Annotated in this window: 15 protein-coding genes; 3 read left to right on the plus strand and 12 right to left on the minus strand. The window is 61.3% G+C overall.

The genetic code is table 11. The features are described from left to right. Positions 1-1,440, minus strand: a complete 1,440-nt coding sequence (locus KZH41_RS26985; RefSeq protein ID WP_094951685.1) for a cytochrome ubiquinol oxidase subunit I — start codon at positions 1,438-1,440, stop codon at positions 1-3. Between the two features lie 333 nt (positions 1,441-1,773). Here KZH41_RS26985 and KZH41_RS26990 point away from each other — a divergent pair, with 333 nt between their 5' ends. Next, on the plus strand, positions 1,774-3,012 hold the full coding sequence (locus KZH41_RS26990) for an MFS transporter (protein WP_094951684.1): 1,239 nt from the start codon (positions 1,774-1,776) through the stop codon (positions 3,010-3,012). Between the two features lie 154 nt (positions 3,013-3,166). Here the strand turns inward: KZH41_RS26990 and KZH41_RS26995 are convergent, their stop codons facing one another. From KZH41_RS26995 to KZH41_RS27010, 4 genes are all read right to left on the minus strand, one after another. Next, entirely contained in the window at positions 3,167-5,350 is a 2,184-nt protein-coding gene (locus KZH41_RS26995; protein WP_094951683.1) for a xanthine dehydrogenase family protein molybdopterin-binding subunit, read from the minus strand. Beyond that, the gene (locus tag KZH41_RS27000; RefSeq protein WP_094951682.1) at positions 5,347-6,336 is read right to left on the minus strand and encodes an FAD binding domain-containing protein; all 990 of its coding nucleotides are present in this window, start codon (positions 6,334-6,336) and stop codon (positions 5,347-5,349) included. Before KZH41_RS27000 ends, KZH41_RS26995 begins: the two co-directional genes overlap by 4 nt. Beyond that, positions 6,333-6,857, minus strand: coding sequence for a (2Fe-2S)-binding protein (locus tag KZH41_RS27005; protein ID WP_263274027.1), 525 nt, complete (start codon positions 6,855-6,857; stop codon positions 6,333-6,335). The genes KZH41_RS27000 and KZH41_RS27005 overlap by 4 nt, the downstream gene beginning before the upstream one ends. A 97-nt stretch (positions 6,858-6,954) precedes the next feature. Continuing rightward, complete coding sequence (locus KZH41_RS27010; RefSeq protein WP_094951680.1) at positions 6,955-7,398, minus strand: DUF4879 domain-containing protein; 444 nt, start codon at positions 7,396-7,398, stop codon at positions 6,955-6,957. Positions 7,399-7,608: 210 nt separating this feature from the next. Here KZH41_RS27010 and KZH41_RS27015 point away from each other — a divergent pair, with 210 nt between their 5' ends. Beyond that, a complete protein-coding gene (locus KZH41_RS27015) occupies positions 7,609-8,904 on the plus strand; it encodes an NCS2 family permease (RefSeq protein ID WP_263274028.1) in 1,296 nt (431 codons plus the stop codon). Beyond that, positions 8,901-9,980, plus strand: coding sequence for a tRNA (uridine(54)-C5)-methyltransferase TrmA (trmA, locus tag KZH41_RS27020; RefSeq protein WP_094951678.1), 1,080 nt, complete (start codon positions 8,901-8,903; stop codon positions 9,978-9,980). Before KZH41_RS27015 ends, trmA begins: the two co-directional genes overlap by 4 nt. Here trmA and KZH41_RS27025 read toward each other — a convergent pair. From KZH41_RS27025 to KZH41_RS27055, 7 genes are all read right to left on the minus strand, one after another. Continuing rightward, the gene (locus KZH41_RS27025; protein ID WP_094951677.1) at positions 9,963-10,430 is read right to left on the minus strand and encodes a DUF2442 domain-containing protein; all 468 of its coding nucleotides are present in this window, start codon (positions 10,428-10,430) and stop codon (positions 9,963-9,965) included. The genes trmA and KZH41_RS27025 overlap by 18 nt on opposite strands. After that, the gene (locus KZH41_RS27030) at positions 10,427-10,855 is read right to left on the minus strand and encodes a DUF4160 domain-containing protein (RefSeq protein WP_094951676.1); all 429 of its coding nucleotides are present in this window, start codon (positions 10,853-10,855) and stop codon (positions 10,427-10,429) included. Before KZH41_RS27030 ends, KZH41_RS27025 begins: the two co-directional genes overlap by 4 nt. 136 nt (positions 10,856-10,991) lie before the next feature. Further along, positions 10,992-12,308: a TolC family outer membrane protein gene (locus KZH41_RS27035; RefSeq protein WP_094951675.1), complete on the minus strand. Its 1,317-nt coding sequence runs from the start codon at positions 12,306-12,308 to the stop codon at positions 10,992-10,994. Beyond that, entirely contained in the window at positions 12,305-13,630 is a 1,326-nt protein-coding gene (locus KZH41_RS27040; RefSeq protein WP_263274029.1) for an HlyD family type I secretion periplasmic adaptor subunit, read from the minus strand. Before KZH41_RS27040 ends, KZH41_RS27035 begins: the two co-directional genes overlap by 4 nt. Then, positions 13,627-15,363, minus strand: coding sequence for a type I secretion system permease/ATPase (locus tag KZH41_RS27045; RefSeq protein ID WP_263274030.1), 1,737 nt, complete (start codon positions 15,361-15,363; stop codon positions 13,627-13,629). Before KZH41_RS27045 ends, KZH41_RS27040 begins: the two co-directional genes overlap by 4 nt. Before the next feature lie 172 nt (positions 15,364-15,535). Then, the gene (locus KZH41_RS27050; protein ID WP_242152812.1) at positions 15,536-16,153 is read right to left on the minus strand and encodes a heme acquisition protein HasA; all 618 of its coding nucleotides are present in this window, start codon (positions 16,151-16,153) and stop codon (positions 15,536-15,538) included. 106 nt (positions 16,154-16,259) lie between these two features. Then, positions 16,260-19,016 (minus strand): TonB-dependent receptor, encoded by a 2,757-nt coding sequence (locus KZH41_RS27055; protein WP_263274031.1) that lies wholly within the window; start codon positions 19,014-19,016, stop codon positions 16,260-16,262. Between the last annotated feature and the right edge of the window lie 135 nt (positions 19,017-19,151).

Raw genomic sequence — 19,151 nt, forward strand, 5'->3', positions numbered from 1 at the left:
TCAATTCCCCTTGTGCTGGATGTGGGTGTGCTCGTCATCGCTGCCATCATCGGCGGCGGACAACGGACGCGCCGGTGTGCGTTTCTGGCCAGGCCCACCGTGGGTCGGCTCGCTGCCTTCGTGGGTCTGCGGCCCTTTGCGCACCAGGCGCATCATGTAGCCCAACCCTGCACCAAACAGCGCGAAGTACACCACCACGAACAGCACCAGGGTGATCGTCATCTGCGCCAGGCTATGCCCGGACGAAGCGTCCGCCGTGCGCATCAGCCCGTAGACCACCCACGGTTGGCGGCCGATTTCGGTGGTAAACCAACCGGCGAGAATCGCGATCAGGCCGGACGGGCCCATCCACAACGCCAGGTACAGGAACGGCCTGGACGTGTACATCTTGCCGCCACGGCGCAGCCACAGGCTGAACAAACCGGTGAAGATCATCAGGAAGCCCAGGCCCACCATGACCCGGAACGACCAGAACACAATGGTCGAGTTGGGGCGGTCTTCAGGCGGGAAATCCTTGAGCGCCGGCACCTGTTTGTCCAGGGAGTGCGTCAGGATCAGGCTGCCCAGGTACGGGATCTCAACCGCGTATTTGGTTTTCTCGGCTTTCATGTCGGGCCAGCCGAACAGGATCAGCGGCGTCGGCTCGTTGCCGATATTTTCCCAGTGGCCTTCAATCGCGGCGATTTTCGCCGGTTGGTGCTTGAGGGTGTTGAGGCCATGGAAGTCGCCGATCACCGCCTGGATAGGCGCCACGATCAGGGCCATCCACATCGCCATCGACAGCATGGTGCGGATCGCCGGGGTGTCCTTGCCACGCAGTAAATGCCAGGCCGCCGAAGAACCGACGAAGAACGCGGTGGCGACAAAGGCCGCCGTGGCCATGTGCATCAGGCGGTAGGGGAACGACGGGTTGAAGATCACCGCCAGCCAGTCGGTAGGAATCACGCGACCGTCGATGATTTCAAAGCCTTGCGGCGTCTGCATCCAGCTGTTGGAGGCAAGAATCCAAAAGGTTGAGATCAACGTGCCGACGGCCACCATCACCGTGGAAAAGAAGTGCAGCTTGCGCCCCACCTTGTTCCAGCCGAACAGCATCACCCCGAGGAAACCCGCCTCGAGGAAGAAGGCCGTGAGCACTTCGTACGTCAGCAACGGCCCGGTAACGGCGCCAGCGAAGTCCGAGAAGCGGCTCCAGTTAGTGCCGAACTGGTAGGCCATGACCAAGCCTGAGACCACACCCATGCCGAAGTTGACGGCAAAGATCTTCGACCAGAAATGGTAGAGGTCACGGTAGGTGTCGTTATGGGTCTTGAGCCACAAGCCTTCCAGCACCGCAAGGTAACTGGCCAGGCCGATGGTGATCGCCGGGAACAGGATGTGGAACGAAATGGTGAACGCGAATTGAATTCGGGCGAGATCTAGCGCCTCCAAACCGAACATAAGTCTTCCTCTGTCAGGTAATACCGGCTGCTGGCTGGGAGCCTGCACCCACTGCCCCCACGGATATGGAGTGTGGCGAATTTCAATTCGTTTCTTTTTTTAACCAACCACGCAGGGAATCTGGCCTTTCGGCCGCCAGAACAATCCCGGGGCTGGTTTTGATCTGGATCAAGCATTGCTGAAAGAGTAGTCCTATTTTCAGGATCGAACTGTGTGGTGTTTTGCCGCGTGACAGCTTGTCTCAGCTGCGCGCCCTTATTCAAAAGCTGGCAACTGTTTGTTACAACTTAATGCTAATCTCGCCATTCCCTCCGCTCCTGATCTCCATTGCCGATGCCTAGTGAACCTGCGTTGCTGTTGCGTCACCACCGCCCTTTCATCGCGTTCTGGCTGGCGCGGATCTTTACGGCCAGCGGCTTCCAGATGCTCACCGTGGCGATCGGCTGGAACCTCTACCAACTGACCGGCAATGTGCTGGACCTGGGCTTGGTCGGCCTGGTGGAATTCATACCGCGCGTGCTGTTCATGCTGCACACCGGGCATGTGGCCGACCGCTATGAGCGGCGCAAAGTCGCCGCCCTCTGCCAGACCGTACAGGCGTTGATTGCCCTGTCCCTGGCCATCGGCGGCCTGACCGGCAACGTGACCCGCGAGATGATCTTTATCCTCGCCTTCTTGCTTGGCGCCGCGCGCTCGTTTGAAATGCCCACCACCCAGGCGATGCTGCCGAGCATCGTGCCCAGCGCGCTGTTCCCACGGGCCGTGGCCTCGTCACAATCGGCGCAGCAACTGGCGACCATCGTCGCGCCGGCACTCGGCGGCTTGCTGTATGCATTTGGCAGCGTGTGGGTGTATGGCCCAACAGTGGCGCTGTACCTGATCGCCTGCGTGCTGACCCTTAATCTGCCCGCCCGCCAGACCCCGCTGAACAAAGCCAAGGCAACTATGGATTCGCTGTTGGCCGGGATTCGCTTTATCCGCAGCCGCCCGGACATTCTCGGCGCGATCTCCCTGGACCTGTTCGCCGTGCTGCTGGGCGGCGCCACCGCGTTGCTGCCGGTGTTCGCCAAGGACATCCTGCTGACCGGCGCCTGGGGCCTGGGCCTGCTGCGCTCGGCGCCGGCGGTGGGCGCTTTGCTGATGTCGTTGTGGCTGGCGCGGTTCTCGGTGGACCGCAAGGTCGGCCGCGTGATGTTCACCGCCGTGGGGGTGTTCGGCGTAGCGACCATCGCCTTCGGCCTGTCGACATCGTTCTGGTTCTCGCTGGCGGTGCTGGTAGTGCTGGGTGCAGCGGACATGATCAGCATGGTCATCCGCGCGTCGTTCGTGCAGCTGGAAACCCCGGATGAAATGCGTGGCCGCGTCAGCGCGGTAAACGGCCTATTTATCGGCGCATCCAATCAACTGGGCGAGTTCGAATCGGGCATCACTGCCCACTGGTTCGGCACCGTGCCCGCCGTGGTCATGGGTGGGATCGGCACGCTGCTGGTGACTGGGGTGTGGATAAAACTGTTCCCGACCCTGGCCAATCGCGACCGTATGCATGTGCCGGTGGAAGAGGCAAAGCAATAAGCCCCGCCACCTGGTCTGATGTTGGAATACAGTAAATGTGGGCGCTGGCTTGCCTGCGATAGCGGTGGGTCAGCACCGGATTGATGGCTGCCCCACCGCTATCGCAGGCAAGCCCGGCTCCCACATGGGTTCTTCAGTGGTTTGAAGGTGTGCGCTACAGCACCTTATCCAGGGTGATGGGAAAGTCCCGTACCCGCTTGCCGGTGGCGTGATAAATCGCGTTCGCCACCGCCGCCGCCACGCCGACTATGCCGATCTCGCCTACGCCCTTGGAACCCAAGGCGTTGACGATCGCGTCATGTTCTTCGACAAAAATCACCTCAATGTCGCCGATGTCGGCATTTACCGGGATGTGGTACTCAGCCAGGCTGTGGTTCATGTAGCGCCCCAGTTGATGGTCGATCTGGGTTTCTTCATGCAGCGCCATGCCAATCCCCCAGACCACGCCGCCGAGAATCTGGCTGCGGGCCATCTTCGGGTTGACCACGCGCCCGGCCGCAATCGCGCTGACGACTCGGCTGACCTTGATGATGCCCAGGTCTTCGTCGACCCGAACTTCCACAAACACCGCCGAGTGCGTCGCCGAGGCGTAACCCTCGCGTTGCTTGCCCGGCTCGCTGTCGACCTGCACTTGCAAGGCGTCGTCGCCGCTGTCTTTAACCAGTTGCGCCAGCGATACACGCACGTCACCGGTATGCAGTTGGCCGTCTTCAAAGCGCACCGCTTCAGCATCCTTGAATACCGGGTAAGTCTGGCGGGCGACTTTCAGCAGTTTGGCATTCAGCGCTTCACAGGCCTGCTGCACGGCGGTGCCGACCGACGACACGGTAAACGAGCCACCCTGCAACGGCGCCGTGGGCAATGACGAGTCCCCCAGCAAAAAGCTGATATCAGCCATTGGCACGCCACTGGCTTGGGCGGCAATCTGGGTCATCACCGTGTAAGTGCCGGTGCCGATATCGGTGGTGGCGCTGCTCACCGTCAATTTGCCCTCGGCGTCGATCCGCGCCTTGGCGCTGGCCTTCATCTGCAAGGCTTCCCACACGCCACCGGCCATGCCCCAGCCGATCAACTGGTTGCCGTCACGCATGCTGCGCGGCTCCGGGTTGCGCTGGCTCCAGCCGAAGCGTTCGGCGCCTTCGCTGTAACACTCGCGCAGGGCTTTGCTCGACCAGGGCTTGTCTTCGTTCTGGTTACGCTCGGCGTAGTTGATCAGGCGCAGTTGCACCGGGTCCATGCCCAGCGCACAGGCCAGTTCGTCCATGGCGCATTCCAGGCCGATCACGCCCAACGCGGCGCCTGGCGCGCGCATATCCAGCGGGGTGAACACGTCCAGCGGCACCAGGTTGTAGGTCAACTGCACGTTGTCGCAGTGGTAAAGCATGCCGCTCCATTCCACCACGTGTTCGCTGAATTCTTCGAAGCGTGAGGTCTGGCCAATCGCGGTGTGCCCCAATGCCAGCAGGCGGCCATTGGCAGCGGCGCCCATCTGCAAGCGCTGCAAAGTGCGCGGGCGGTAGCCGAAGGTGAACATCTGTTGGCGCGTCAGGGTTACGCGCACCGAACGCTTGAGCGCCAGCGCGGCCATCACTGCCAGGGGCAATTGGTACTGCGGGCGCAGGCCCGAGCCGAAGGCGCCACCAACGAACGCGGCAAAAATCCGCACCTGGCTTTTATCCAGCCCGAAGACTTTTTGCACATAGGCCTGGCAGTTCTGCGGGCCTTGGGTCTTGTCGTGGATATGCAGGGTGCCGTCCGGCTGATACAGCACGGTACTGGCGTGGGGTTCCATCGGGTTGTGGTGCTCAATGGGCGTGCTGTAGTGCACGTCGAGGCTGACGGCCGCAGTGGCCCACTCGGCCTGGAAGTTACCGCGTGGCTTGGGGGGCGTTTGCGGCGATGGGTACGCCTGTTCCTGCATGGCCACCAGGTCGGTTTCAAAGGCTTCGCTTGCGTACTCGATCTCGACCAGAGAACCGGCATACCGCGCCAGTTCCAGGTTGTCGGCGATCACCAAGGCCAAGGGTTGGCCGCTATAAAGGACGCGGTCGTTATAAAGCGGGCGGAACGGGGAACCGTCGGCCGCATCGGCGTCGGCAAAGGCATCGTCGTAGCTGGCAAGTTGGGGCCGGTTGAGGTGGTCGAGCACCCTCACCACGCCCGGCAGGGCCAGGGCTTTGGAGGCATCGATTTTTACGACACGGCCTTTGGCGATGGTGCTGGAGACCACGCTGCCATGCAGCAAGTCTTTATCTGGGAATTCACCGGCATAGCGCGCTTGGCCGGTCACCTTGAGCAGACCGTCGACGCGGTCCAGGGGTTTGCCGATAGCGGTCATGGGCGTTCTCCTGCAGTCGCGGCATCGCTCAGGGCGCGGATAATCGCGCGCCGCGCGAGTTTGATCTTGAAGCCGTTGTGTTCCAGCGGTTCGGCGTCATGCAGCAAGGCGTCGGCAGCGTTGCTGAAGGTTTCGCGGCTCACCGTCTGGCCAATCAGCGAGGCTTCCACTGCACGGTCACGCCAGGGTTTGTGCGCCACGCCGCCAAGGGCCAGGCGGGCGTCGATGATCTGGTCGCCGTCCAGTTCGAGGGCGGCCGCGACGGAGACCAAGGCGAAGGCGTAGGACGCACGGTCGCGGATTTTCAGGTAATGGCTGTGACTGGCCAACTGGTCGGCGGGCAGTTCGATGGCGGTGATCAATTCATCATCAGCCAGCAGGTTGTCGCGCTGCGGTGTGTCGCCGGGCAGTCGGTGGAAGTCGGCAAACTCGATGACCCGCGCGCCGCCACGGCCCTCTACATGCACCCGCGCCTCCAGCGCCGCCAAGGCTATGCACATGTCCGAAGGGTGCGTGGCCACGCAGTGTTCGCTGGCGCCGAGGATCGCGTGAATGCGGTTCAAGCCGGTGCGCGCCGGGCAGCCGCTGCCGGGTTCGCGCTTGTTGCAGGGCACGCTGGCGTCGTAGAAGTAGTAGCAACGGGTGCGCTGTAACAAGTTGCCGCCGGTACTGGCCATATTGCGCAGTTGCGGTGAGGCGCCGGCCAGGATTGCTTGGGACAGCAATGGGTAACGCGCCTCGATCAGCGGGTGCCAGGCCAGGTCGGCATTGCTCACTAAGGCGCCGATCATCACGCCGCCACTGGCGGTTTGTTCAACGCCTTGCAGCGGCAGGCCAGTGATATCGATCAAGTGTTCGGGGCGGCTGATGTTTTCTTTCATCAGGTCCAGCAGGTTGGTGCCACCGGCGATAAAGCGTGACGCCGCGCTGCTCAGGTGCACGGCCTCGTGCACATCGGCCGGCTTGCTGTACTGGAAGGGGTTCATTGCTCACCTCCGCGCACGCGGCAGGCGGGCAAGGCGTCTTCGATGGCATCGCGGATGTTGGTGTAGGCGCCGCAGCGGCACAGGTTGCCGCTCATCAATTCCTGGATCTGTGCGGTGTCGTGGGCACGGCCCTCATTAGCCAGGCCGACGGCGGAGCAGATCTGGCCGGGGGTGCAGTAGCCGCACTGGAAGGCGTCATGCTTGATGAAGGCCTGCTGCATCGGGTGCAACACGTCGCCGTCGGCCAGGCCTTCGATGGTGGTCAGCTCGGCGCCGTCGCACATCACCGCCAGCGTCAGGCAGGCATTCACGCGCTTACCATCGCGCAACACGGTGCAGGCGCCGCATTGGCCGTGGTCGCAGCCTTTTTTGCTGCCGACCAGATCAAGCTGCTCGCGCAAAAGGTCGAGCAGGGTGGTCCAGGGCAACACATCGAGGTGGCGGTCTTGCCCGTTCAGGGTCAAGCGTATCGGGTGACTGACGAACGGCTTGGCCGCCGCGCCATTGGGGGTTGCGCTCATAAACACCTCACGGGTTGGTATCCATCCGCGGCGTTCAGGAAAGTCGCCGTCTCAAGGGGTACGACTTCCCGGGGTATTGAGCGTTCAAGGCAATTGATCAGCGGATATTGAGCAGCGTCTTCAGGGTGTTTTGCGGGCCGTTGATCGAGGCATTGCTGTATTCGAACCAGCCAGGCGCTTGGACATTCACGTCAAACACATAGATGTAGCCCATCACGGTGCCGGCGCCATTGCACACTTCGCTGATGGTGCCGACTTGGCACACCGGCGTGCGCTGCCCGTTCAACTGCGCGCCATCGAAACGGCCCATCGGGCTTTTGCCCAGGCCGACCTCCATCACTGAAACCTGGGTTGGCCCACGGTGCGTGCACATCTGGGTACTGCTCGCCCGCTCAGGGATGGTCTCAGTGCAACCGGCCGATTCAACCTTGAATACGCGCACCTCGCTCAAGGGCGGTGCAGTCGCGCCCCAAGCCGGTGCCACCAGCCCCAGGCCGATAACGGCGAACAGAGCTAGACTGCTGGCGTTGGCTTTTTTCATGCTGTTAACGACCCTGAATTAAACGTCGGCGCAGTATGCCTCAAGGCCATGCACCATCAAAACCAAGCCTATGCGCCACTGGCCGTCGGCTGCTGGTATGATGCGCCGCTTTTTCCGATCCTCTCTGAAACCACAGGCGCTTGGCGCAGTTTGTGCTTTGACTTAGAGGTCAACAAATAACGACGCAAAATAGCGTCACAGGGAGCCGGCATGCTGGAAAAGCTGTTTCAACTCAAGGCACACAACACCAATGTGCGCACCGAGATTCTCGCGGGGATCACGACCTTTCTGGCCATGGCCTACATTCTGTTCGTGAACCCGAGCATCCTCGGCGAGACCGGGATGGACAAGGGCGCGGTGTTTGTCGCGACGTGCCTGGCGGCCGCCATCGGTTCGACCGTGATGGGCCTGATCGCCAACTACCCGATCGCGCTGGCACCGGGCATGGGCCTCAACGCCTTCTTTACCTACACCGTGGTGCTGCACATGGGCCACACCTGGCAAGTGGCGCTGGGCGCGGTGTTCATTTCGGCGGTGTTGTTCTTCCTGCTGTCGATCTTCCGCATCCGTGAGTGGATCATCAACAGCATCCCCTTGCCCCTGCGCTCGGCGATTGCCGCCGGTATCGGCCTGTTCCTGGCGCTGATCGCCCTGCACAACGCCGGGATCGTGGTCGGCAACCCGAACACGCTGGTTGGCCTGGGCGACCTGAAGAAGCCGGCGCCTATCCTGGCCACGCTGGGCTTTATGCTCATTGTTGCGCTGGAAGCCCTGGCCGTTCGCGGCGCAGTGCTGATCGGCATTCTGGCCGTGACCATTGTCTCGATCCTGTTGAATGTCACCCCGTTCGGCGGCGTGATCTCGATGCCACCGTCCCTGGCCCCGACCTTCCTGCAGCTGGACATCAAAGGCGCCCTGGATATCGGCCTGATCAGCGTGATCTTCGCCTTTCTGTTCGTTGACCTGTTCGACAACTCCGGCACCCTGATCGGCGTCGCCAAGCGCGCCGGCCTGATGGGCAAAGACGGTCACATGCCAAAAATGGGCCGTGCCCTGATCGCCGACAGCACCGCGGCCATGGCCGGTTCCCTGCTGGGCACCTCGACCACCACCAGCTACATCGAGTCCGCTGCGGGTGTGAGCGCCGGTGGCCGTACCGGTTTAACCGCCATCGTGGTCGCTATCCTGTTCCTGCTGGCGCTGTTCTTCTCGCCACTGGCGGCCAGCGTTCCGGCCTTCGCCACCGCGCCAGCCTTGCTGTTCGTCGCCGTGCTGATGACCTCCGGCTTGGCCGAAATCGACTGGGACGACATTACTGTTGCAGCGCCGGTGGTGATCACCGCCCTGGCAATGCCCTTCACTTATTCCATCGCCAACGGCATCGCCTTCGGTTTCATCGCCTGGACCGCCATCAAGCTGCTTTCGGGCCGCTACCGTGAGCTGAACCCGGCACTGGTGATCCTGTCGATTCTGTTTGTGATCAAGCTGGGCTGGTTCAACGCATGACTTTTGACGCCGCAAGCTACACCGCTCAACTGCAAGACAAGGTCACGCGCTTGCGTGACCTGCTGGCACCGTTCGACGCACCCGAGCCACAGGTCTTCGATTCGCCGCTGCAGAACTTCCGCCTGCGGGCGGAGTTCCGCCTGTGGCGCGAAGGCGGCGAGCGCCACTACGCGATGTTTTCCCAGGACGACAAGCGCACGCCGATCCTGATCGAGGAATTCCCCATCGCCAGTGCACGCATCAACCAGTTGATGCCGCCACTCAAGGCCGCCTGGCAAGCCAGCGCCGCCCTGAGCCACAAGCTGTTCCAGGTGGAGTTCCTCACCACCTTGGCTGGCGACGCGATGATCACCCTGTGCTACCACCGCCCGCTGGACGAGCATTGGCACACGGCCGCCAACAAGCTCGCTGCCGACTTGAATGTCAGCATCATCGGCCGCTCCAAGGGCAAGCGCGATGTGATCGGCCGCGACTACGTGGTGGAAAAACTCGAGGTGGGCGGTCGTACGTTCAGCTATCGCCAACCCGAAGGCGCATTTACCCAGCCCAACGGCACGGTAAACCAGAAGATGCTCAACTGGGCATATGAAGCCTTGGGCGATCGCCCGGATGATTTGCTGGAGCTGTACTGCGGCAACGGCAACTTCACCCTGCCGCTGGCGACCCGTGTGCGCAACGTGCTGGCCACCGAGATCAGCAAGACCTCAGTGAATGCGGCCCTGAGCAACCTTGATGAGAACGCTGTGGATAACGTCACCCTGGTGCGCCTGTCTGCCGAAGAACTCACCGAGGCACTCAACGAAGTGCGCCCGTTCCGCCGCCTGCACGGCGTCGACCTGAAAAGCTACGCGTTCGGTAGCGTCTTCGTCGACCCACCGCGTGCCGGCATGGACCCGGACACCTGCGAGCTGACCCGGCGTTTCGATAACATCCTGTACATCTCCTGCAACCCGGAGACGTTGGCGGCGAACATTGCGCAACTGCATGACACGCACCAGATTACCCAGTGTGCGATGTTTGACCAGTTCCCGTGGACGCACCATATGGAATCCGGGGTGTTATTGACCCGGCGGTAATTCAACGCCCTCTTCTTCCTTCTTGCGTGGTCGACCGCCCTTCTTGCCGTTGGCTCGGGCGGCCGCCGACTTGGCAGCGCTGCTTTTGCGGCCGTTGCGCGATGCTACCAGGCTCGCCGCCAAATCCATCAACGGTTGGCTCGTGGCGATCAGGCCCGTGATCGAAACATCCAGATCCCGGGCCTCACAGCAAAGTGCCTTGCCGCCAAAACCGACTTCCAACTGCTGGAAATCCTCCAAGGAAAACCCGTCGAACTCCGGCAGGCCAGCCACCGGCAACACGATGCGGCTGCCGTCGCTGAAGCCGATGGAAATGCAGTTGTCTTCGTAACGCACATTGCTGGCGTTGGCGTACAGACGCTTCAATTTGCGCCCACGGGCTATTGCCTTGTCGACATCCGCCTCAGTGAGCGGTTTATAGGGCACAGTTTTGGCTTTTACGATTTTCATAAATTAATCCCCACGCAATCTGGCGCTCTTACCAGATTCAAAATTGTCCGTTGCTCTACGACGTCGTGCCGGGCGCTTGCGATGACATAGACACCACGTCGAATGACCAACCCTTGAACCAACTCACCAGCGTCCCAATCCCAGGAATGATTCTCCAGGCAAACCGTTTGCAGTTTCTCCCACCAAATCCTGCGTGCCCGCGCCAAGTAGTGCCGCTGCATTATTGCCTCACGTATTTCCCTCAGGACCACCGTGGGTGGCTGCCTCCGTTCAGGCTCTATATCCCACAACTCCACGTCCCCATTCAGAAAACTGAAACGAAACCGTGCATCCCATTCCTTGCCCCTGACATGCACGTGAGGCGGGCAATGCTCATCCCTGAGAAACACCGAGATTACATATCCTTTGTAAGCACCTACTTTCATCGTAACCCATCCGTTAGGTTATTTTCCGTCAAGTTACACTTTTCCCCGTGCAGCCCGACAACCGGCTTCGAAATCCCGAAGCTGTTTCACAGATTAGTAACGACGAACAACCCGGCGAATGCCGGGTTGTAACCACTCATGCCGACGGCTGGAAATAACCGGCCAACGCCTGCAAGTCCTGCTCGCTCAGCAACCCCGCGTAATACTTCAACTGAATCCTGGCCAGCAAATACGCATGCCGCGCATTCGCCAAATCACGGCGGGCGGTGAAGAGTTGTTGTTCAGCGTCGAGCACGTCGAGGTTGACCCGCTCGCCGCCGCCGACGCTTTTTTTCGTCGCGGTGACCAAGGCGGCGGCGGAACTGACGGCCATCTCATAGGCGCGCACTTTCGCCGCGCCGCTGGTGTTGAGGTTGAATTGTTTTCGCAGCTCCACCAGCGTGGTGCTGGTTTGCGCATCCAGCGCGTACTGAGCCTGGGACAGCTGATTAGCCGCCTGGCGCGTGGAAGCCGACACCGAGCCACCCGCAAACAACGGCAGGCTGACCTGGATACCGACGCTATTGGTGTCGTATTTCTGGTTGTAACTGCTTTCCGAGTCGGAGCGGGTCTGGCGGCTGCTGGCGTACAGGCTGACTTTGGGCAAATGCCCGGCGCGCTTGCGCTCCACTTCATAAGCGGCCACGTCCAGCCCGTGATGCTGGGATTTGAGCTCCGGATTGTTGGCCATGGCCAATTCGCGCCACGTGTCGAAACGGTTCGGCTCCAGCGGCGGGATCTCGAATTGGCGGGTGAGCGGCGCCAGCTCTTCGATCTGCAACGGTAGGCCGACGATGGCTTCCAGCTCACGCAAAGCGCTGTCCTGGGCATCCAGGGATTCGATTTCTTCAGCCTGGGCCAGGCTCAACCGCGCCTGGGTTTCCAGCACATCGGTGCGCGTACCTTCACCGCCTTTGAGCAGGCGGTCATTGAGTTGCAGGCGTTCGGCAAACGCGCGTTTCTGCGCACGGCTCAACTCGATTCGCTCTTGGGCCAGCAACGCCTGGCTGTACGCACTGAGCACACGCACGGCCAATTCCTGGCTCTTGCCGCGAAAGCGCTCATCGGCCATCAGCGCCTGGGCGGTGCCCTGGCGAAAGCGCGCGTAGGCTTCGTAATCCAGCAGCGGTTGTTGCAGCGTCAGGGTGGAGGCGTAGCTGCGGTAGTCGCGGTCGCGGGTGACATCACCCGCCGTCACTTCGGATTCGTTGCGCGCGTTGTTGTAGCTCCACGACAAATTCGGCAACAACGCCGCCCGCCCAATCACGCGGTTCTCTTCACCGGCTTCACGCTCCTGAATAGCCGCCTGAAACGTCGGATCGTTGCGCAGGGCCAAGTCATAAGCGTCCAGTAAACCCAGCGCGTTCGCCGCCGGCGCACAGCTCACACACAAGGTAAACAACAGCGCCTTCATTCTTCCACCAAGGCCATGTGAGTGCGGTCCATCAGCGGTTTGAACAGGTAGTTGAGCATCGAACGCTCACCGGTTTTGACGAAGGTTTCCACCGGCATGCCCGGGCGAATCTGCACGCCATCCAGCTGCTGCATGCCGGCAGCGCTGACTTGGGCGCGCAGCGTGTAATAGGGCTCATCGGTGCGCTCATCGACTTGGCGGTCTGCCGACACCAACGTCACCTCACCGGCTACCCATGGCGTGGTGGCTTGGTTGAACGCCGAGAACAACAACTCCACCGGCAAGCCCGGGTGCACTTTGTCGATCATCTGCACTGGCACGCGCGCTTCCACCAGCAGCGGTTCGCCCTGGGGCACGATGTCCATCAGCGCCTGGCCGGGTTTGATCACGCCGCCTTCGGTGTACACATCCAGCCCGACAACTACCCCGGAAGCGGGCGCGCGTACTAGGCTGTTGGCCAGCTCGAACTGCGCCGAAGCCAGGCGATTGCGCAGGTCGTCGCTGCGGGTGCGGGTATCAGCCAACTGGCTGCGCAGGTCTTTCTGGAAGTCTTCGCCGAGCTGGCGGATGCGCAGACGCAGTTCGAGAACCTGGCGCTGCAACTGCCCGATGCGGCCGAAGTCCTCGGCGATGGTGCCGTCGATCTGCGCGTACAGCCGCTCGCTGTCGAGCAGGCGATTGCGTGGGATATAACCGTCGCGCGCCAACTCGCGCAGGCCTTGCAGCTGTTCATTCAGCGCTGCGCGTTGCTGGACTTTGCTCGCTTGCGAATCCCGCGTGCCGCGCAACTGCGCCTCGGCCCCGGCGATGGTTTCGCGCAGGCCTTGCTGCTCGGTGGCCAGCGCCTGGGCGCGGCTGGTGAACAACTGCCGCTGCAAACTCAGGACGCTGGCGGCATCCGGCTCATTGAGCAGTTCGGGATCAAAAGCGATGGCCGGCAGCCCTTCGCTTTCGGCACTCAAGCGCGCTTCGCTGGCCAGTGACGCCAGGTACTGGCTGCGCAGCGATTGCATCTGCCCGCGCAGCGGCGTTTCCTTCAAGCGCAATAACACTTGGCCTGCCTTGACCACCTCACCGTCGCGCACCTCGATGCGTTCGACGATGCCACCCGTGGGGTGCTGCACGGTTTTGCGATGGCCCGAGACCATCACTTTGCCGGACACCGCCACGCCCTTGTCCAACGGCGCCAGCGCCGCCCAGCCAAGAAACCCGGCAAAGCCGCCGAGTACCAGCAGCCAGCCCAGGCGCGAGTATTTTTTATCATCCAGCGCCAACACATTATTCGGCGGGTCACTGACCCACACCGGCTTGCTCTGACTCATGCCTGTTTTCCTTCACCGAGGCGGTAGCTCATGCTCATGGTCGACACCGGTTTGGTCGTCGTGGGTTTCTGCCGCGCCTCCAACACCCGCGCGGTCGGGCCGAAGGCCTGCAATTGGCCGTCCTTGAGGATCAGCAGTTGATCAGTCAGGGTCAGCACGTTGGCTTTGTGGGTAATCAAAATCACGCTGCGACGCTGCTGCTTGAGTTGAGCGATAGCCTGGAGCAGGGCTTGCTCGCCCGCCTCATCGAGGTTGGCGTTGGGTTCATCCAGCACGATCAGCGCGGGCAGGCCGTACAGCGCACGCGCCAGGGCCACACGTTGTTTCTGGCCACCGGACAAACCGGCACCGCCCTCCCCCAGTTGCGTGTCGTAGCCCTGGGGCAGTTGCAGGATCAGCTCATGCACGCCCGCCAGTTGTGCGGCGGCGAGGACCTTGTCGGCCTCCACCTCGGCAAACCGCGCGATGTTTTGCGCGATGCTGCCGGCGAACAATTGGATGTCCTGGGGCAAGTAGCCGATGTGCGGGCCGAGTTGCTGCTTGTCCCATTGAGTCAGGTCGGCGCCGTCCAGGCGAACCTTGCCGGCCAGCGGCGCCCAAGCGCCGACCAGCACGCGGGCCAGGGTGGATTTGCCGCAACCCGATGGGCCGATCACGCCGAGTACATCACCGGCCGGCAGGTTGAAACCGAGGTTGGCCAACGCCGGCCGACGGCTGCCCGGCGCGCAGGCGCTGACGTGCTCGACGGTCAATTGGCCCTTGGGCACCGGCAAGCTCATACGCGCCGGTCGCGCCGGATTATCCGCCAGCATCTGCGACAACCGCCCATAGGCCATGCGCGCCGAACTCCAGTGTTTCCACACGCCGATCAACTGGTCGATGGGGCTGAGCACCCGGCCCATCAGGATCGAGCCGGCAATCATCATCCCTGGCGTGATATCGCCCTGCACGGCCAGCAAGGCGCCCAAACCAAGCACCAGCGACTGCAACGCCAGGCGTACGCCCTTGGACCAAGCGGTGACAGCGGCGGTCTTTTCGCTGGCCAGGTTCTGCTGGGCGAGAAACTCTTGATGCTGGCTGAACCAACGCCCGCGCAAGGTGGCGAGCATCCCCATGGCTTCGATGGTTTCAGCATTGCGCAGGTTGGCCGTGGCCTGCTGGCTGGCGCTGATAGACAGCAGGCTGGCCTGAGCCATAGGGGCCTGGCTGACATAATGGTTGACCCACGCCAGCGCGATTAAAATCACCGCGCCGCCCAGGGCCAAAAAGCCGAGCCAGGGGTGGAACAGGAAGATCACCAGCAAGTACACCGGAAACCACGGCGCATCAAAAAACGCGAACAGCGCCTGGCCGGTGGCGAATTGGCGCAGCGTGGTCAGGTCGTTCAAGGCCTGGCCTGCCGCCTGGGTGCCGCCCTTGAGTTGCGCTTCGAACGCGGCGTCGTACACCCGCTGGTTCAGGCGCATGTCCATTTGCGTGCCGAGGCGGATCACCACTTGGCTGCGCACCCACTCCAATGCGCCCATCAGGCCGAACAGGCCGAGGATCATCAGCGTCAACATCAGCAAGGTCATCTGATTGCCCGAGGCCAGCACCCGGTCGTACACCTGCAACATGTACAGCGCCGGGGCGAGCATCAGCAGGTTGATCACCGCCGAGAACAGGCCGATGTTGAAGAAGCCACTTTTATAGGCCGTAAGGGCGGCCAGGGTTTCGTTGCCGGCGTGGCGCATCTGGGATTCTCGTGGGGTAAGCGGGCAGCGCCGGCGCGTTGACAGGCGATACGGCGCTGCGCAGAATTTGGCACCGCCGTCGATAAAGAATTAGAAGGCTTGGCGACGGCGGTGTGTCATGCGGCGAACGGGAGAGCGATCTCCCCTTCGCTTTTTTCATGCAGCCGCCGACTCAGGCAGCGAATGCCCAGTCCTGCGCCACGTCCTGCACGCCGACCAGCGCAACGTCGGCCGATGGCGTGGCGTGACCCAGGCCGGCAGCGGCCAGTTGGTCGAAGGTCGATGCGGTGGACAGGCCGAAGTCGTCCAGCAGGTTGTTGAGCACGCTTTCCAGCGCGGTGGTGTTGCCTTGCATCAGGCCGTAGATCACGCTCTGCACTTCGTTACCCACACGACCCGCGCCTTCAGCGGCAGACAGGTCGAGGCCGTTGAAGGCGGCTTTGTAGCCGCTCAGGTCGAAATCGCTGCCGCTGCCACCGCTCAGGCCGGTGCCCAACTGGACGTTATCCAGGTTGCCCCACAGGTAGTGGTTCTGGTTGGCAGAGGCAGGCAGCGTCGGGTTGAACACATAGTGCAGGCCATTGCTGGTATTGCTGTCGGCAATAAAAGCGTACTCGGAGCCCTGGGCACCGTGAGTCGAGTATTGGTCGCCGCTAAACGTGCCGTTGCTGAAGCCGCCGGTATTACCGGTGCCGTGGCCTGCGGTCGCAAAGCCTATCGCCCAATCCGTCAGGTAGTCCGAAAGCGAGATAGAACCGAGAGCCGACTCGTAATTAACAGAAATAGTCATCACTGAACCTCGTTATAAACAACGCTATTGATCAGCACGCACTCCGGCGCACTTTTTGCCCACCCTTGGGCAAAACCTTTTATTGACTGCGCCCTTGCGCACCCAATCAGAACTTGTATTCGAGCATTCCACTCAAGGTGCGGCCACGGGCCAGGCTCAGGTTGTTGGCGTCGCCCATGGCAACGAAATAGGCTTCGTCAGTGGCGTTTTCCAACGCCAGTGCGATGTTCAGATGGTCGGTCATCCAGTAACTGGCGTAGAGGTCATACACGGTGTATTTGGGCCACATCGCCTGGTCGATAAAGTCGTAGCCCTGATTGTTCAGGTTCTCACCATTGCCAGAGCTGTAACGCACCCGCATGCCCGTATCCAGGCGTTTGTCCAGGAATCGCGCGCCTACGGTCAAGGCGCCACGGTCAGCGGGCATGTAGGTGGCATTGCCCATGATGCGGCCGCAACTTTCCTTGTCGTTCGCAGCGGCGTCATCCAGCCACTCATAAGTGCTGACCAGTCGTGTGCCGGTCGTACCATTGGGGCGGGTATAACGCTCATATTTGGAACTGAGCGTGCGCCCGCGTTTCTTGGCGCCGCCCATGTAATAGTTCTTCGAGCAGAACTCATTACTGCCGATCATGTGCGTGTAACTCAAGTTGGTATAGGCGCGGCCCATGTCGTAGTTGAGTTGGTATTCCATACCGCGAAAACGCGTCGGGTTAAGGTTGTTGGTATACGCCATGATCCCGGTGAAGCCGCCGACGTTAGTCTCGGGCAACGTGACGCTATGGTTGAGAAACGAGAAGTTCTCTATCCGGGTATCAAAATAGGCAACTTTTATTCCCAGCCGGTCATCGTTGAAGAACAGCGACTCCTTGAACACATTGACGCCCATTTCCCAGTCGCGAGACTCCTCGGGTTTGAGGAACGGATTGGGAAATACGCGCTCCCCCGACGCACCGCCGTGAGGCCGGCCGGTCATGAAGGTTTCCGTGACCGCTGGCGGGCGCCAGCCTTTCCCCCAGCGCGCATAGAGTTGCAACCAATCGAGCCCGGGTTTTATGCCGATGCCAAACGTGGGGGAGAACCGGCCCTCCTCCCGATCAATATCAAGCACCTCATCGACTCGCCGGGCGCCCTCAACACTGCTGGCAATCGCAGGGCGCTTGTAGAGCGTCATCCCGGTTTCGCCCTCCAGTCGATAACGGTCGTAACGCAGGCCAGCGTCGAGCGTCAGCCAACCGTCGTATTCATACTGCAGGTTGTTAAAAAGGCTACCGATGGTTCGTTTGCCGAGCGGGTTCGCACCTTCAACATATGGCAGCGCACCACTGGTGCCGTTAGTCGACTCGACCTTGTTGCTATGTGGCTTGAACCGGTCCTGATAGACCTCCACACCGTAGTTCCAACTGAATTGGCCAAATGCATCAAGGTCAACGCGCGAGGTGTTATCAGCCTGCAGGCCCCAGGTATCGGTTTGAAAATAGTCGGTGTAGCCGGGGGTGTAGTTTCCTGAACTCGCTGACGCCCTATTCGGCGCATTGGCGCGGTCTTCCTGGGTAGTGACGAAATACGCCTTGGCCTTGAAATCAATCAGCAGGTTATCCGGTGTATAGCGATAATCCAGCGCAACGTTTTTCGCGTTGAGGTTGTTTTTGCTGTTGCGCAGATAATAGTTACTCTGCAGATCTTGGGTGATGTAGCTCCAGGTATCGTTGCTGTCAGTATCGCTTTCCAGATAACTCAATTGCACCCGTTGATCATTGGGCAAATTGAGGCCGAACTTGAGAATCTGGGAACGCGTGACGCTGCCCGAATCGCCCACTTCACTGTTCAGCCAATGATCAAAGGCGGCCGGTGCATATTTTCGGGCGCGCAGGTTGGTGCCAAGGTTTTTATCGTTGTGAGTGCCACCTCGGTAATTACCGAAATGCCGCTCGCTGTACCCCAACAGCACATCACCGCGCTCATCCCCAAAGGCAAACACGCCGCTGCCGTTGAAGTAAGTGCCATTACCCAGTTCACCGATGCCGCTGCCGGCGCGAAAACGCCCGCCGATCTCCTTACCGTCGTTGAGAAACTCGCTGGCCTCCAAGGTCTTGAACGAGGCGATCCCACCCAACACCGCCGCCCCGCCTTGGCCGGACTGGCTGCCCTTGTCGATCTGGATGCTGGAGATGAACTCCGGGTCGATCAACATCGTGCCGTTGCGCTGCTGGTGGCCGTTGACGTTGAAATTCTGGCGCATGCCGTCGATGTTCATGTTCACGCGGCCGTAGTCCTGCACGCCACGGATGTTCACTGACAGGCCTGGGTCGCGCTGGTCGACGGCGGTATAAACGCCAGCGGTTTCCTCAAGCATGTCGGCGGCGTGACGGGGTGGGCGCTTGTCGATCATGTCACGGCTGATGACGGCCACGGACTTTGGGCTCTGGTACACCCAGTCGCTGGCCTGACCGTTGGTGTTGCCAGAGATGGTGGTGGTGCCGACGGTCACGGCGCTGTCGTGCTCGGCGACGACGCGGTTGAGGGTGACCTGGCGTTCGCCGGTGAAGCGATATTCCACCGGCGCGCCGCCGAGCAAACGGCCCAGGCCTTCCTGCACGCTGAAGCTGCCCTTGAGCGCCGTGCTGTTCAAGCCTTGCAGGCGCTGGCTGTCGAACAGCACTTGCAGGCCGGCTTGGTCGGCAAAGGCCAGCACCGCGCTGCCCAAGGATTGTGCAGGGATATCAAACGTCAGCACGGCAGGTTGGGTCGCGCCCGCTGCAGGCTGCGCGGCGTACACAGGCGCGGTTACGGCAAACAAGCCCAAGTGAATCGCCAGGGCTAACCGGCTACCGGTGACACGCCCCTTGGTGAGTGCTGACATTTCTAAGTTCCCTGCGCTGAGCTTTTTGTTTATGCGAATGCTTCTCACCTAGCAAGACGTGCGAGGCGCAGGAAGTCAGTAAGACTTTTTGAAAGTTTTTTGCAGAGGGTGTATCGCAGGCGGTGGGAAAGAGGT

The organism is Pseudomonas sp. YeP6b, from assembly GCF_025642995.1.
Taxonomy (GTDB): Bacteria; Pseudomonadota; Gammaproteobacteria; order Pseudomonadales; family Pseudomonadaceae; genus Aquipseudomonas.

Bases quoted from the DNA above. Each gene is read 5' to 3' on its own strand.
- KZH41_RS27045 (WP_263274030.1), bottom strand. From the start codon at position 15,363: ATGCGCCACGCCGGCAACGAAACCCTGGCCGCCCTTACGGCCTATAAA.
- KZH41_RS27025 (WP_094951677.1), bottom strand. From the start codon at position 10,430: ATGAAAATCGTAAAAGCCAAAACTGTGCCCTATAAACCGCTCACTGAG.
- KZH41_RS27040 (WP_263274029.1), bottom strand. From the start codon at position 13,630: ATGAGTCAGAGCAAGCCGGTGTGGGTCAGTGACCCGCCGAATAATGTG.
- KZH41_RS27010 (WP_094951680.1), bottom strand. From the start codon at position 7,398: ATGAAAAAAGCCAACGCCAGCAGTCTAGCTCTGTTCGCCGTTATCGGC.
- KZH41_RS27035 (WP_094951675.1), bottom strand. From the start codon at position 12,308: ATGAAGGCGCTGTTGTTTACCTTGTGTGTGAGCTGTGCGCCGGCGGCG.
- KZH41_RS27005 (WP_263274027.1), bottom strand. From the start codon at position 6,857: ATGAGCGCAACCCCCAATGGCGCGGCGGCCAAGCCGTTCGTCAGTCAC.
- KZH41_RS26990 (WP_094951684.1), top strand. From the start codon at position 1,774: ATGCCTAGTGAACCTGCGTTGCTGTTGCGTCACCACCGCCCTTTCATC.
- KZH41_RS26995 (WP_094951683.1), bottom strand. From the start codon at position 5,350: ATGACCGCTATCGGCAAACCCCTGGACCGCGTCGACGGTCTGCTCAAG.
- KZH41_RS27000 (WP_094951682.1), bottom strand. From the start codon at position 6,336: ATGAACCCCTTCCAGTACAGCAAGCCGGCCGATGTGCACGAGGCCGTG.
- KZH41_RS27055 (WP_263274031.1), bottom strand. From the start codon at position 19,016: ATGTCAGCACTCACCAAGGGGCGTGTCACCGGTAGCCGGTTAGCCCTG.
- KZH41_RS27015 (WP_263274028.1), top strand. From the start codon at position 7,609: ATGCTGGAAAAGCTGTTTCAACTCAAGGCACACAACACCAATGTGCGC.
- KZH41_RS27050 (WP_242152812.1), bottom strand. From the start codon at position 16,153: ATGACTATTTCTGTTAATTACGAGTCGGCTCTCGGTTCTATCTCGCTT.
- KZH41_RS26985 (WP_094951685.1), bottom strand. From the start codon at position 1,440: ATGTTCGGTTTGGAGGCGCTAGATCTCGCCCGAATTCAATTCGCGTTC.
- trmA (WP_094951678.1), top strand. From the start codon at position 8,901: ATGACTTTTGACGCCGCAAGCTACACCGCTCAACTGCAAGACAAGGTC.
- KZH41_RS27030 (WP_094951676.1), bottom strand. From the start codon at position 10,855: ATGAAAGTAGGTGCTTACAAAGGATATGTAATCTCGGTGTTTCTCAGG.